Source organism: Paenibacillus marchantiae, assembly GCF_028771845.1.
GTDB lineage: Bacteria > Bacillota > Bacilli > Paenibacillales > Paenibacillaceae > Paenibacillus > Paenibacillus marchantiae.
On record NZ_CP118270.1, the window covers coordinates 4,471,858 to 4,486,138 of the forward strand.

Sequence of the window (14,281 nt, forward strand, 5' to 3'; positions counted from 1 at the left end):
TATTCATCAAATGATTAGACCTCACACGTAATGAAAGCGATTTAAAATTGTGTTGACGAAAACCATTTTCATAATTATTATGTAAATGAAAATAGTTTTAGAGAGGTGGATATCACTGTGAAGCAATATTTTGAGAAGGCTCAGAAGTTTGGTAAATCGTTTATGCTTCCTATTGCTGTTTTACCAGCGGCGGGTCTATTACTGGGGATCGGAGGGGCCTTGTCCAACGCCAATACGATTAACTCGTATCCATTTTTGCAGATCACATGGTTGCAGCAAATATTTACGGTGATGAGCAGTGCAGGAAGTATAGTGTTTGATAATCTGGCTTTGATCTTTGCCATTGGGGTGGCTGTTGGACTCGCTAGAGCGGACAAAGGTACAGCAGGATTGGCAGCAGGATTGGCTTATCTGGTCATGAATGCATCGATCAATGCGATGCTGATCAATTCGGGGAAACTTGCCGCAGATCATTTGGCTAGTGTCGGTCAAGGTATGGTACTTGGAATCCAAACCCTGCAAACCGGTGTACTCGGAGGGATCGTCGTCGGATTGGTTACCGCATGGCTTCATAATCGATACAACAAAATAGAACTTCCTCAATTCTTAGGATTCTTTGGAGGTTCACGTTTCATTCCTATCGTTTCATCTTTTGCGGCCATCTTTATTGGTATTGCTTTGTTCTTGATCTGGCCAACCATCCAGCTCGGTATAACGCAGCTTGGAGGTTTGGTCGATAGAACTGGGTATATCGGAACACTGTTATATGGATTTATTTTACGGATGCTGGGTCCACTTGGGTTGCACCACATCTTTTATCTGCCTTTCTGGCAGACGGGAGTCGGAGGAACAATGGACGTTGCGGGAAAAGTTTACGAAGGAACACAGAATATTTTCTTTGCTCAACTGGGAGACCCTGCAACCGAGAAGTTCTTCTCGGGTACATCCCGATTTATGTCAGGACGTTTTATCACGATGATGTTTGGTTTGCTCGGTGCGGCACTCGCTATTTATCATACGGCCAAGCCTGAACGTAAAAAAGTAGTTGGCGGATTGATGTTGTCTGCGGCACTCACTTCGTTCTTGACAGGAATTACGGAGCCTCTGGAATTCTCATTTCTGTTTGTTGCTCCAATCCTGTATGTCATTCACGCCGTATTTGATGGATTGGCATTTATGCTTTCACATATTTTTGAGATTACAATCGGTCAGACTTTTTCAGGTGGATTAATCGACTTTATCTTATTCGGGGTACTTCAGGGTAATGCCAAAACGAACTGGATTATCGTTCCCATCATCGGAGTGGTCTGGTTCTTCCTTTATTACTTCACCTTCCGAATCTTGATTGTGAAGCTCAATTTAAAAACTTCTGGACGTGAGGAAGAAGTAACATCAGAGGCAGACGCCAAAACGCAAAGTCAGCAGTCTAATACACCCGCATCAACGAAAGGTGAAGAACGCTCCATCGCTATCCTGAATGGACTTGGCGGTGCAGACAATATTAACGAATTGGATTGCTGTGCAACACGGCTTCGCGTATCTGTGAAGGATATCGAGAAGGTTCAAAAGGATGCGCTTACAGCTACTGGAGCCAAAGGGGTAGTACTTGTCGGTAACGGAGTGCAGGTTATTTATGGCCCTCAGGTTACCGTGATCAAAAATGAAATCGAAGAAATTATGGAAACGGAGTAATTGCAATGAATTTAGATAAATTAGGTTTACAAGGTGGTCTCGTTGTATCATGTCAGGCTTTGGAGCACGAGCCACTTCATAGTTCGCTGATTATGGGACGCATGGCAGTCGCAGCAAAAGAGGGAGGAGCGATCGGTATTCGTGCGAATACTGCTGTAGATGTGAAAGAGATCAAAGAACAGGTTGATCTGCCCGTCATAGGTATAGTGAAAAGAAACTACGGAACCAATCCCGTATTTATTACACCAACGATCTTGGAAGTAGATGAACTTGCCGAGGTCCAAGCAGAGATTGTTGCGGTTGATGCCACTTTACGTGCACGGCCGGACGGTAAATCACTGGATGAATTCGTACATGAAATTCGCACCAAACATCCTCAACTTCTATTAATGGGGGATATTGCAACGAAAGAGGAAGCCGTTAATGCAGAACGACTTGGTTTTGACCTGATCTCCTCTACATTGGTCGGATATACAGAGGAGACAGCAGGGATTAAACTGTATGATAATCAATTTGCAGCCTTGAAAGAAATTCTAACTAGCGTACAAACGCCTGTTGTTGCGGAAGGGAATATCATGACCCCGGAGATGGCAGCAACGTGTCTGGAAGCTGGAGTCTATTGTGTTGTTGTTGGTGGAGCCATTACGCGTCCTCAACAAATTACGGAACGTTTTGTCTCAGAAATTGCTAAAGTGAAAAAGCCTTCTCCTTCTGTCCAATAAAAAAAGAAGAAATCAACAAAACAGCCAACGAAATAGATTGGCTGTTTATTTATTCAGCAGAATAAAGAGCTTTTAACGTTTGCTGCCGCGCATGGAGTAAATGTTCATCCTCAAGTAATAGAAGAGAAATCACATCCAGGATGTAAATAATGGCTAATTGGCTGTTGATGAAGCTCACATCTCCGGTTCGCCCGATATCCGGTGTGAAAATGCACAAATCCGAGACTTCAGACAGGGGTGTGTGATCAAAATTAGTAATTCCAACAACTTTGCTTCCTCTTTTTTTGGCTGCGTTTAATGCGTCACTGACTTCTAAGGTTCGTCCTGAATTGGATAAACCAATGACCAGATCATCTTCGCCCAAAAGAGAAGCACTCATGATCATCATGTGTGAATCCGTCACCGCATCAATGACGATATCCATCCGCATTAGTCTGTATTTGAACTCCAGAGCAGATAAACCTGAACTTCCCAAACCATAAACATAGATTCTGCGAGCTTTTTTTATGTACTGGACCACTTGTTCGATTCTGTCGGTATCCAGCATTTCTGCGGTTGCGTTGATGATATCATTGTGGATCTGCTGTGTTCTGATAAAGAAATCCGTTTGATTGCGGGGTTGATCCACTTCACGGTTAAGTCGAATTTTAAAATCTACAAAGGTAGAACAACCTACTTTTTTACAAAATCGAGTAATGGTTGACATGGAAGCATTGGTGTAAGCAGCCAAATCCCTAATATTAATATTATTAATGGATGATTTATTACGCATCACATAATCAGCGATTTCCTTTTCTTTCGCTGAAAAACGTTGATATTCAAGCTGCAGCATGTCGATGACACTGGATGACATTATGATTCCCCTTTCCCAGAACATGTTAACTTTTGTATAGTCTATCCTCATTAGTCTACTTCCTAAAAGCCAATTCATCAAACCTTTAAAAATAGTCTGTATATTTTGATACAAATAGGAGGAAAACCATATTAATTATTATGTTAACTAAAAACATTGTCCATATTATAAGTCAAATAAATGTAAGAGTTTACATAAGTTTTACTTCCCGCTAACCGAATGCTGATCTTCCCTTGTTATGCTAGGCCTGTTTGGATTTACATAAGCCAACCAATCATACATACAAAGGAGAGAATTATGATCAGTCACCTCTACAAAAAAGTGTTATCCATCCTGTTATCGATTGCTTTGGTATTCGGATGGCTTGCGGGATTTGGGGGAGTTAATTCAGCCCAAGCCGCATCATTGTCTGAGCCTGAGATGCTGTTAGAGCGTAATGCCAATTGGCATTATTTCGATCAGGGCCAGGATTTGCAATCGGATTGGCGTGCTTCATACGATGATTCGTCCTGGAATTCGGGACAGGCTCCATTTGGTTACAAAGACAACGGTAATGGCGTAAGCACTTCCTATTTTGGATCACTCAAAACGGAAGTCAGCTACGGTCAGGACAAAAAAAATAAACCCCGCACAACCTATTTCCGGACAAACCTAACCGTTAACAAAGATCAAATTGACGATTACGGGCAAATTCTCGGCACATTCGGTATTGATGACGGTGCAGTGATCTATGTGAATGGTGTGGAAGTCATTCGTTTTGGCATGCCGGATGGAGAGATTGTGTACTCCACCCAAGCAACCTCAAATAAGGACTTGCCGGTAATGTATGAGAATATCGACCTGACTGAGCCAATGAAAGTCAATTTGCATGAAGGCTCAAACGAAATTGCGGTCGAAGTGCATCAACAGAGCGACAGCAGCTCTGACCTTTATTTTGACATGGAGCTTAAAGCCTTGGCTAATGCGCCATCGCTGGATATCAGCAAAATAACGGTTACCTTCTATGGAGATGCAACAAGTAGCAAAGGCTTCACTTGGTATACTCCTCTTGCATCTGCACAGAGCACTGTTCAAGTGGTGCCGAAACAAGGAGGAGGCGTTGCTGACTTCAGTCAGGCCCAAATTTTCAATGGGCGTGCAACCGTCGCTTCCAACTCCCCGGGAGAAATGGTGCATAAGGCGGAAGCGACAGGCCTTTCCCCTGACACTTCTTATTCTTTCCGTGTTGGTGATCAGGATCTGGGTATATGGAGTGAGGTTGGAACGTTCAAAACGGCTCCGGTTGACGGAGCATTTACCTTTATTGACCTGACGGATACACAAGCGAAGGAAGAGGATGAGGCGATCCTGTCCGGATCTACTCTGTCCAAAGCACTCGCGACTGTTCCGAATGCTGAATTTGTCGTCCATAACGGAGACGTTGTGGAGAATGGCACTTCAGAGCAAGAATGGAATTGGTTGCTTGGTCATTCGCAAGCCAGTCTTATGAACACGACCATTGCACCGTCTGCTGGCAATCATGAGAATAAAAATTATGCGTTCTACGAGCATTTTAATGTGAAGCAGCCAGACGGTGCTACAACGGTAACAGGCGCATATTATTCGTATAATTATAGCAAAGCTCATTTTATCGTATTGAACTCCAACGAGGATTCATCGGATTACGCCAACTTCTCGAATGAGCAAGTCGCATGGATGAAGCAGGATGTAGCGGAAGCAAAAGCCGCAGGAGCCAAGTGGATTATCGTGAACATCCATAAAGGTCCGTACACGACATCGAATCACGCCACGGATAGTGACATTATTGGTGCGAACGGTGAACGAAAAAAAATCGCTCCACTCATGAACGAACTGGGGATTGATCTAGTCCTTCAGGGACATGACCATATCTATGCACGGACGAAACCAATCAAGAGCGATGGTACTGCTGAAGATGTGTCCAAAATAACGGAGACATTCAATGGACAGAGTATCGAATACGCGGTCAAACCGGATGGAACCATTTATATGATTCCTGCTACCGCCGGGGCTAAAGTATATTTCAAAAACCAGAAAACTGAATTAGGAGATGCATATTTTAATTTGTTCGAGCGTGCGGAGGAAAACCACGCTCGGCAATATGGCGACACCACGAGCGCAGCCAGAGGGCAGGTTCAGAACTTCGTTTCATTGACTATTGACGGAGACAAGCTGTCCGCCATAACGTATGAGATTGACCAAAATAAGAATGCAGAACCATTTGTCGTGGATACTTTCGGGATTATCAAGGAATCGGATACAGTTCCTGTTCCAGAACAGGTAAACAAGGTAACGGTAACGTTCCATGGAGATCCTACCAAGAGCAAGGGGTTCACGTGGTACACTTCCGATCAAGTAACGAATAGCGACCTTCAGGTTGTGGAGAAAACAGCTGCAACACCTGATTTCACGCAAGCCAAATCGGTTCAAGGGCGCTCTGCACAACCTGCGAATGCTCCTACAGAACTGATGCACAAAGCAGAAGTGACAGATCTGAAAGCTAATACAACCTATTATTTCCGTGTAGGGGATGCTTCCCAGCAAGTATGGAGCGAGATAGGTACCTTCAGTACAGCACCGGAGAAAGGTAAATTCACTTTCATTGATCTGGCGGATACACAAGCGAAGGAAGAGGATGAGGCAATTCTGTCCTCTGAGACATTGGCCAAAGCATTGGCTACAGTACCGGATGCACAATTTGTCGTTCATAACGGGGATATCGTGGATAATGGTGTGAAAGAGGAGCAGTGGAACTGGCTGCTTGGGCATTCGCAGGAAAGCCTCTTAAATACAACCATCGTTCCATCCGCAGGGAACCACGAGGACGAAAATTATGCGTTTATCGATCATTTCAACATCCAGTCACCGGTAAATTCCGCTACGGAGACGGGAGCTTACTATTCTTATGATTACAGCAATGCGCATTTTGTTGTGTTGAACTCCAATGAGGATTCGGATGAGTATGACAACTTCTCATTAGAGCAAGTCGAGTGGCTGAAGAAAGATGTTCAGGCTGCCAAGAAGAATGGATCCCAGTGGATAATCGTCAACATTCACAAGGGACCGTACACGACGTCAAATCACGCAACGGATTCCGATATCATGGGAGCAAACGGTGTGCGTACCAAGATTGCACCGATCATGGCGGAGCTTGGCATTGATTTTGTACTCCAGGGACATGATCACATCTATGCGCGCACAAAACCGATTGATCAGAAGGGGAAAGCGCGTCAGCCAGAAATGATCACGGAGATGCAAAACGGACAGAAAATCGAGTACTCTGTGAATCCGGATGGCACGATCTATCTGATTCCGGCAACAGCTGGTCCAAAAGTGTATTACAAAAATCCGAGCACAAGTCTCGGTGATGCTTATTACAATCTTTTTGAACTGGCAGAGGAGAATCATGCAGCCAAATATGGCCCTGATCCGAATGACAACCGTCGTCCAATGCGCAGTCAGGTACAAAATTTTGTGGGCATTACGATTGACGGCAGCAAATTGACAGCTATAACGTATGAAATTGACCAAAATCTGAAGGGAACAGACCCGTTCATTGTTGATCAGTTCGGTATCGTGAAGAAGACAGAACCTTCGAATCCGGGACCAGGAACCTCCAATCCGGGAACATCGAATCCCGGCTCGGGTTCAGGTTCAGGTAATGGATCTGGCAGCGGTAATGGCTCCTCAGGAAGCGGTGGCGATACAACTACCGGTAACGGTTCGAACAGCGGTAGTGGTAGCGGAACTGATTCCGGCAACAAACCGGATACTGGATCAGGCAATAACGGAAACGGAGGCACTGCGCCAGCGTTGAAAGATACAGCCGGACACTGGGCAAAATCTACAATTGATAAAGCCCTGGCGGCTGGATTCGTCAATGGCTATGGCGATCAGACCTTCCGTCCAAATCAGAAAGTCACACGTGCCGAGTTCATTACGATGCTGGGCCGTGCCTTGAATCTGAATACCGTAAGCGAGAGTATTCACTATACGGATGATAACAAGATTCCTTCATGGGCGAAGCCTTATATTACAGCAGCTGCATCCGCTGGCATTGTCAATGGTTACGAGAATGGCTCGTTCGGCCCTAGCAAGACGCTGAGCCGGGCGGAGATGGTAACTATGATTGCACGCGCTGGCGGAATCCAAACAGATTCCAATGCGAAACTGGATTTCAAAGATGCAAAAGATGTCCCAGCATGGGCAGTATCCTATGTAGCTTCTGCTGTGGAAGCAGGTCTGGTGGGCGGTGTAGGTGGCAATCGATTTGCTCCGATGCAGACAGCTACCCGTGCTGAAGCAGTTACACTTATTGTTGGGCTTCTTGAACAATCGAAATAACGCTAAACCTAATTTCCAAGAAACCAATGCGGAACGTTCCCGCATTGGTTTCTTGTTTTATTCTAGAGACCGGGAAATATTAGAGTTATTGCAAAAGAATCAGAGTCCCTGTACAGTGGATGAATCATTAAGCAACAATGACTCCAAGAAGGAGGGTATTTATGAAGTCCCACACCTCTGAGCGTATTAAATTCCCGGCAGGGTTTTGGACAAGCTTGCATCAATTAGGGATTGCGGCCCACGATGTAGCTCGCAAAGCACAACTGCCGCTCACGATTATAACTGAACCAGCCGTCACGACTGCTCAATATTTCGCGATCTGGCAGGCATATTCTGATCTCGTCGGTGACACTGCCGAAGGAATCATCAAGCTTACGACCGTCTTTGAAACGGGGAAATACCCGCCGAGTGTCTTAGCAACCTACCATGCGCGTGACTACCGTGATGCATTACACCGAATGGCTCGCTACAAAAAACTTTGTCCCCCTGAAAGCTTACGTATTACTGAGGAGGGCGATGATTGTTCAATTGAACTGGAATGGTCTAACGAACAACCAGGTCCGTCATTGCTGGTTGGAGTCACACTGGCATTTCTCCTCGAACTTGGGCGCCGGGGAACAGGTCAACCTTTGACTGCGCGGCTTGTCGAATTTTCGCGCACCATGGGCGATGTTCGAACCCTTGAGACTTATTTTGGCTGCCCAATTCGGATTGGTGCAACTTGTAACCGGCTTACCTTACATCGTAAAGATTTGGACCGTCCGTTTCTTTCATACAACGAAGAGTTACTGGAGATCCTTACTCCCGCCCTGGACCGATCGCTGGATGAACAGCAGGGCAGTCGTTCTATTACAGACATGGTCAAATGGATTATGAAACGCAGTCTCACAGGAGGTCGCCCCGACATTCAAGTCGTTGCCAAGGAATTGGGTATGAGCGATCGGACCTTGCAGCGCCGGCTTACAGAAGAGAATACAAGTTTCAAGCATCTATTGACGCAAGCCAGACATGAGCAGGCACGAGCCTACTTGGCAGACCCTACACTGGATATTAAAGAAGTAGCTTTCTTGATTGGATATGAAGACCAGAATTCGTTCTACCGCGCCTTTCGTTCATGGGAAGGGGATACGCCAACGAATTGGCGTACGGTATATTTAGGAACGAATTCGCTATCCGAAGGACCGCCAGAATCATCAACTCTTCATTAACTAAATGCTTTGTATCATTTGGCGTGTTATGCAAGAACTTTGGCGCAACACGCTAGTTACTCGACTATGTAGACAAGGTAATATAAATCCTATCCGGAGCACAAGACTGTTTATAACATGATAACGATTCAGCTTGCCGCTACAAGAGAATAAAAGGAGTAGTTGATATGGATATGGGTTTATACGGTAAAACAGCTTTGGTTACAGGATCAACGAAGGGGATAGGGAAAGCCATTGCTATTGAACTTGCCAAAGAAGGGGTTAATGTGCTCATCAATGGACGAAATGATGCAGAGGTTGAGCGCATGGTTCATGAAATGAAGTCCGATTTTCCTGCTACCTCACCTCAAAAAGCTACAGCTGATCTGGCGGACATTGGTCAAAGAGAAGCCTTATTTGAAAAATACCCCCAAATTGATATCCTAGTGAACAATATGGGGATTTATGAAATGATGCAATATGAGGATATCAGCGATGAGGTTTGGGAGAAATACTTCCGTACGAATGTGCTCGCTGCAAATGCATTGTCCAAATTTTATATGCCAAAAATGTTGCAAAATGATTATGGCCGCATGATCTTTATTGCGAGTGAAGAAGCCATTATGCCTTCAGGACAAATGCCTCAGTATTGCATGACCAAATCCATGTTATTATCGTTGTCCAAAAGTTTATCGAAAATAACGGTAGGAACAGAAGTTACCGTCAATACAATCATGCCAGGACCAACCCTCTCTGAAAATGTGCAACAAATCATTGAGAGCATCTACCCTGATGAATCGATGACTTTTTTAGAAAAAGAGAAGGATTTTATGCGCAAAAACCTGCCTCAATCCGAAATCCAACGATTTATCAAGCCTGTTGAGATTGGCAGATTGGCCACATTTGTATGCAGTCCGTATGCATCGGCATTCAAAGGTTCTCCAATCCGTATGGATGGGGGAATGGTGCCAACCATCTTCTAAACTTGTTTTTCACTATACAAGTGAACGTAAAGAACCTTGAGCTGAGCTCAAGGTTCTTTTTTCGTTAAGCAGCATGTGGGAGTAAATGGACTCAAACTGTTCGGAATGACTTACAATGAATGATGTTCTTTAACCGTATATATGCAGTTTCTTCCTCCAGCCAAAATATACTCTCCACGTTCAATATGAACTTGATCCCCCAGAACCGTTTTGAATAAATGCAATTCATTCTTACATAACCCGGTACATACCGCCGCAGCTTCACAGATTGGACAATGCTTCTCTATAAACAACAGGCTACCATCGCCTTGATCCTTGACCTCGGCCATATAGCCTTCATTTGTTCGGATTTCAGCCAGTTTCTCCAGCCTTTCCTTCACGCCGGATGTATCGCCAATGTACTGTAGATATTGCTCTTGCATGTTCTTATTCCGAACATTGAGGAGCTTGTCCAGCCCTTCATTTCCGAAAGCTTCTTTCATGGAATTGATCAGACTGACGGATAACTCCGAATATCCACTAGGGAAAAAACGATCAGCAGCGGGGGTTAATCTCCATAGCTTGGTTGGTCGACCCATGGGACGAGCTTCTTCTTCGAAAGTAACCAATCCTTCTTCTTTCAGTGCATTTAAATGCTGCCTGATAGCCATTCCAGATAACGCAAATTGGGAGGAGAGTGCCACAACATCCATTCCACCTTGCTGTTTAAGCAGGTTAATGATTGCTTTTCGGGTACTGGTTGAGGCATCCTTTTTCGTTTGATCCCGGCTCATGGTGAACCTCCTTTTTAAGCAACTGAATCTTCATTATTTCATACATTTTAAACAAATACATTGACAAAGTCAAAGGCGAACTGTAGTTTAAACTTTGTAAAGTAAAATGTTTACTAAGTATCCGGATACGATGTATACATAAAATTCTCTTGGAGGTCACATACCATGTCGTCCCATTCACAAAGTATTTTCAGTCCGCGTTATTTTGCATTATCCATAGGAATTATATTGTCAGTGATGGCTGTTGGATTTGAAGGTTTGTCGGTAACGACAATTGCTCCTTCCATTGCTGGAGACCTGAACGGTCTTAACCTGTTTGGCTGGATATTCAGTACATATCTGCTTGCACAGATTATAGGCACCTTGGTTGTTGGTCGGATTATTGATAGAAGGGGACCCGCAGTACCATTTACGCTCGCACTTCTATTGTTTATTGTCGGACTGGTCGCAGCCGCAACTGCAGGAGATATGTATACCATGATCGCGTCACGGGCCATGCAGGGTTTGGGTGCCGGAGCTATGATGACTTGCGTGTACACGGCCATTTCCTTAAGTTATCCGGACGAATTACGTGCCAAAATACTGGGCGCATTCGGTACAGCCTACGTTCTTCCGTCCATGCTTGGTCCATACATTGCAGGCCTTATTGCAGATCAGTGGTCATGGCGCTTTGTGTTCTGGGGGATTCTACCGATCTTGTTGATTTCAGCACTCCTTAGCTTACCTGCATTTACGAAATTAAAATCACAGCCTGCACAAGGGGAGAATGGAGCTGCCGCTACTTGGATGGCACTGCTATTAACGATAGGTACGGGGACTTTATTAGTGGGACTTGGAAAGCTTCCGTCAATTATTGGATTTGTTATCGTCTTTATTGGGGGAGTACTGATGGTATACCCACTGCGCAAACTGCTGCCGGAGGGAACCCTTGCTTTGCGAAGAGGTATGCCCGCTATACTCGCTACGCGTGGACTGTTCTTCGCTGCTTATACCAGTACACAAAATTTCTTGGTATTGGCTTTAATTGAGGTGAAAGGCATTACACCTTCTCAGGCTGGTTTAATTGTAGCAAGCGCTGCACTGAGCTGGTGTGTCATTGCTTATTTGCAAGGGCGTTGGGACTCGGCAGATCAGGGTCGAGGACGTCATACACGAATTATTATTGGTGTACTCCTGCTTGCCATCGGAATTACCATCGTATTTTGGGTTCCTGTTGTGACCGTTACCGTAGCGGTTATAGGCCAAATCGTAGCTGGAATAGGCATTGGATTGGCACATCCGATTAGTGGTGTTGTTGCGTTTTCCCAAACAGGAGAGGAAGGCGTTGGCAAAACCTCGGCAAATCTGCAATTTGCAGATTCCTTTACACCGGGCGTAGTCATCGGGATCGGTGGTTCTATCCTGGTGGTGTGTCAAGCTGGCGGGATGTCATTGCAATCAGGATTAATCGTAACGATGGGCTTTCATCTGGTGTTAATCGTCTTGAGCTTGATTGCCAGTACTCGAATTGCACCAATAACAGACCAAATAAGAACGGGACTGCAATCGTTAGGCTTGAAAAACAAATAAACGGGGGTAAGCCAAGGAAGGTGTGTTCATGCGATGTTGACTTCGGATACCGAGAAACTTTTCACAGCCTATCGTATTATCGGAACGAAATGGACGATCCATATCCTATGTACTCTTTCGCAAGGTCCTAAGAAATTCAGCGAAATTTACGAAAATGTGCCTTCCATCTCAGAAGCGATCCTCTCCAAACGATTAAAAGATCTTCAGAATGATCAGTTGGTGAAGAGAAAAGCCCTAACACATCCCATACAGATCATGTATGAACTTACACCCAAAGGGGCCGCTCTAGCTGCTTTCATACCTTGCTTGATGGAATGGTTTACTACAAACATGAATTAACGCAAAGGAATATCCTGCGATTGCCATCATTTTATCCGGAGGTTTTCTGAATGAACCATGTGTTAATCCTATCCGATACGCATCACATTGTTAAAAGTTTAAGTTTGTTGATTCAAACCGAGCCGTCGTTACATGTACTGGAGGCTCCTCGTGATGTGATCGGCAACATGGATCAACTTCCGGATAATTCTGTGATCATCGTAGATATGAATGTGGACAATATTGAGCTGCTTATAGAACAATTTCCCGAGAAATATCGAGTGATATTGTATAGCGGGTCGCTGGAACTTATGGATATTCCTATCCATCTGCAATCAACAGGTTGTCGTTATTTTAATGCATATACGAGTCCTGAAGAAATCATTAAGATTTTAATGGGCTGCGTTTGAAAAACAACCGGCTAGCCAAAAAATACGCTCCAAGGAGGTATAAAACAATGATTCAGGTCAGTGAAGCAGCAGCAGAAAAAATCGTTGAAATCCTGGCAAGTACGGATACCCAGAATTCTTTCCTTCGGGTCGGGGTCGATGAGGGGGGATGCAGTGGTTTATCCTATAGCCTTATCGTAGATGAACAGCAAGCAGAAGGGGATATCTTATTAGATAAAGGTGTATTTCGTATATTGGTTCACACCAATACGGTTCCATATATTGAAGGACTTGAGATTGATTACGAAGAAAGTGGAATGTTAGGGGGATTCACCATGAATAATCCTAATGCAAAAGTTTCATGTGGATGCGGGGCCAGTTTCCGAATGGCGAATTACCGTGGTGAGGTCAAAAAATGTGATTAATTGTCAGGATGACGGAATATTTTCAACCAATATCTCATATTAAACATACAATGAAGGAGCTTTCTATTTGCTGATCGTGCAATCATGTCTTTTCAACTCAGGGAGAGAATGTCATGAATATTTTTGAGAATCACATACCTTTGGAAAAATTGAAATGGAATGAGCCATTAAAAGACCACACGTATATAAAGCTGGGTGGTAAAGCAGACATACTTATCCATCCCACAACGAAAGAAGAAATTATTAACGTGGTTAACATTGCAAAAACACATCAAATACCTCTAACGATTATTGGAAAAGGATCAAATGTCATTATCAAAGATCAGGGCGTGCGTGGAATAACGCTCTCTCTGAGCGAATTTGATCAGATTAAAGTCTATGGTGACAAGATTGTCGTGCAGAGCGGTTCCAACATTATTGATGTGTCACGTACTGCTTTGCATAACAGCTTAACAGGTCTGGAGTTTGCATGTGGAATACCCGGAAGTACAGGTGGCGCCTTATATATGAATGCGGGAGCTTACGGTGGTCAGATGGATGAGGTCGTTGAGCGAGCGCTAGTGGTTACTAAAAACGGAGAGCTGATAAACATGGTCCGAGATGACATGCAGCTTGGTTATCGAAACAGTATCTTTCGAACGGATCAATACATCATACTTGAAGTGGAATTTAAGCTTAAACCAGGGAATAAGGATGTCATTTCGAGTATCATGCAGGATTTAACGTTTAAACGGGAATCCAAACAACCGCTTGAATTTCCCTCTTGCGGAAGTGTATTCAAACGTCCAGAGGGACATTATGTCGGAAAACTCATTCAAGAGTGTAATTTACAAGGCACTCGCATTGGGGGAGCGGAAATTTCCAAGAAGCATGCTGGTTTTATCATTAATGCAGATGATGCCACTGCTGAGGATTATTTAGAATTAATCAAATTAATTAAAAAAACAGTACGTAATCAATTTAATATTGAATTGGAGACGGAAGTCATTATCTTGGGAGAGTAGGCAG

General features: G+C 44.2%; 12 protein-coding genes. 10 read left to right on the forward strand and 2 right to left on the reverse strand.

The features are described from left to right. Positions 1 to 117 precede the first annotated feature (117 nt). On the forward strand, positions 118 to 1,692 hold the full coding sequence (ptsG, locus tag PTQ21_RS20345) for a glucose-specific PTS transporter subunit IIBC (RefSeq protein ID WP_274566913.1): 1,575 nt from the start codon (positions 118 to 120) through the stop codon (positions 1,690 to 1,692). Between the two features lie 5 nt (positions 1,693 to 1,697). Next, positions 1,698 to 2,414 (forward strand): N-acetylmannosamine-6-phosphate 2-epimerase, encoded by a 717-nt coding sequence (locus PTQ21_RS20350; RefSeq protein ID WP_274566914.1) that lies wholly within the window; start codon positions 1,698 to 1,700, stop codon positions 2,412 to 2,414. 49 nt (positions 2,415 to 2,463) lie between these two features. Here the strand turns inward: PTQ21_RS20350 and PTQ21_RS20355 are convergent, their stop codons facing one another. Next, positions 2,464 to 3,246 (reverse strand): MurR/RpiR family transcriptional regulator, encoded by a 783-nt coding sequence (locus PTQ21_RS20355; protein WP_274566915.1) that lies wholly within the window; start codon positions 3,244 to 3,246, stop codon positions 2,464 to 2,466. A 318-nt stretch (positions 3,247 to 3,564) separates the two neighbouring features. On the opposite strand from PTQ21_RS20355, the gene PTQ21_RS20360 reads away from it, so the two are divergent. From PTQ21_RS20360 to PTQ21_RS20370, 3 genes are all read left to right on the forward strand, one after another. After that, complete coding sequence (locus PTQ21_RS20360; protein WP_274566916.1) at positions 3,565 to 7,629, forward strand: S-layer homology domain-containing protein; 4,065 nt, start codon at positions 3,565 to 3,567, stop codon at positions 7,627 to 7,629. Between the two features lie 161 nt (positions 7,630 to 7,790). After that, the gene (locus PTQ21_RS20365) at positions 7,791 to 8,837 is read left to right on the forward strand and encodes an AraC family transcriptional regulator (RefSeq protein WP_274566917.1); all 1,047 of its coding nucleotides are present in this window, start codon (positions 7,791 to 7,793) and stop codon (positions 8,835 to 8,837) included. 167 nt (positions 8,838 to 9,004) lie between these two features. Then, positions 9,005 to 9,799 carry an SDR family NAD(P)-dependent oxidoreductase gene (locus PTQ21_RS20370; RefSeq protein WP_274566918.1) on the forward strand — a complete coding sequence of 265 codons (795 nt, stop codon included), beginning with the start codon at positions 9,005 to 9,007 and terminating at the stop codon, positions 9,797 to 9,799. A gap of 110 nt (positions 9,800 to 9,909) precedes the next feature. On the opposite strand, the gene PTQ21_RS20375 is transcribed toward PTQ21_RS20370, so the two are convergent. Then, positions 9,910 to 10,572, reverse strand: a complete 663-nt coding sequence (locus PTQ21_RS20375) for a helix-turn-helix transcriptional regulator (protein WP_274566919.1) — start codon at positions 10,570 to 10,572, stop codon at positions 9,910 to 9,912. Between the two features lie 165 nt (positions 10,573 to 10,737). Here PTQ21_RS20375 and PTQ21_RS20380 point away from each other — a divergent pair, with 165 nt between their 5' ends. The 5 genes from PTQ21_RS20380 to murB all read left to right on the forward strand — a co-directional run bounded on the left by PTQ21_RS20380 (position 10,738) and on the right by murB (position 14,277). Continuing rightward, positions 10,738 to 12,141: an MFS transporter gene (locus PTQ21_RS20380; protein ID WP_274566920.1), complete on the forward strand. Its 1,404-nt coding sequence runs from the start codon at positions 10,738 to 10,740 to the stop codon at positions 12,139 to 12,141. A 33-nt stretch (positions 12,142 to 12,174) separates the two neighbouring features. Beyond that, positions 12,175 to 12,480, forward strand: a complete 306-nt coding sequence (locus tag PTQ21_RS20385) for a winged helix-turn-helix transcriptional regulator (protein ID WP_072732816.1) — start codon at positions 12,175 to 12,177, stop codon at positions 12,478 to 12,480. A gap of 50 nt (positions 12,481 to 12,530) precedes the next feature. Further along, a complete protein-coding gene (locus PTQ21_RS20390; protein WP_274566921.1) occupies positions 12,531 to 12,869 on the forward strand; it encodes a hypothetical protein in 339 nt (112 codons plus the stop codon). 47 nt (positions 12,870 to 12,916) lie between these two features. Beyond that, complete coding sequence (locus PTQ21_RS20395; RefSeq protein ID WP_063565054.1) at positions 12,917 to 13,273, forward strand: HesB/IscA family protein; 357 nt, start codon at positions 12,917 to 12,919, stop codon at positions 13,271 to 13,273. Positions 13,274 to 13,386: 113 nt separating this feature from the next. After that, entirely contained in the window at positions 13,387 to 14,277 is an 891-nt protein-coding gene (murB, locus tag PTQ21_RS20400; protein ID WP_274566922.1) for a UDP-N-acetylmuramate dehydrogenase, read from the forward strand. The last annotated feature ends 4 nt before the right edge of the window (positions 14,278 to 14,281 follow it).

What these genes read in the sequence shown, in the direction of transcription:
- PTQ21_RS20350 (WP_274566914.1), top strand. Translation starts at nt 1,698, where the DNA reads ATGAATTTAGATAAATTAGGTTTACAAGGTGGTCTCGTTGTATCATGT.
- PTQ21_RS20355 (WP_274566915.1), bottom strand. Translation starts at nt 3,246, where the DNA reads ATGCTGCAGCTTGAATATCAACGTTTTTCAGCGAAAGAAAAGGAAATC.
- PTQ21_RS20360 (WP_274566916.1), top strand. Translation starts at nt 3,565, where the DNA reads ATGATCAGTCACCTCTACAAAAAAGTGTTATCCATCCTGTTATCGATT.
- PTQ21_RS20365 (WP_274566917.1), top strand. Translation starts at nt 7,791, where the DNA reads ATGAAGTCCCACACCTCTGAGCGTATTAAATTCCCGGCAGGGTTTTGG.
- PTQ21_RS20370 (WP_274566918.1), top strand. Translation starts at nt 9,005, where the DNA reads ATGGATATGGGTTTATACGGTAAAACAGCTTTGGTTACAGGATCAACG.
- PTQ21_RS20375 (WP_274566919.1), bottom strand. Translation starts at nt 10,572, where the DNA reads ATGAGCCGGGATCAAACGAAAAAGGATGCCTCAACCAGTACCCGAAAA.
- PTQ21_RS20380 (WP_274566920.1), top strand. Translation starts at nt 10,738, where the DNA reads ATGTCGTCCCATTCACAAAGTATTTTCAGTCCGCGTTATTTTGCATTA.
- PTQ21_RS20385 (WP_072732816.1), top strand. Translation starts at nt 12,175, where the DNA reads ATGTTGACTTCGGATACCGAGAAACTTTTCACAGCCTATCGTATTATC.
- PTQ21_RS20390 (WP_274566921.1), top strand. Translation starts at nt 12,531, where the DNA reads ATGAACCATGTGTTAATCCTATCCGATACGCATCACATTGTTAAAAGT.
- PTQ21_RS20395 (WP_063565054.1), top strand. Translation starts at nt 12,917, where the DNA reads ATGATTCAGGTCAGTGAAGCAGCAGCAGAAAAAATCGTTGAAATCCTG.
- murB (WP_274566922.1), top strand. Translation starts at nt 13,387, where the DNA reads ATGAATATTTTTGAGAATCACATACCTTTGGAAAAATTGAAATGGAAT.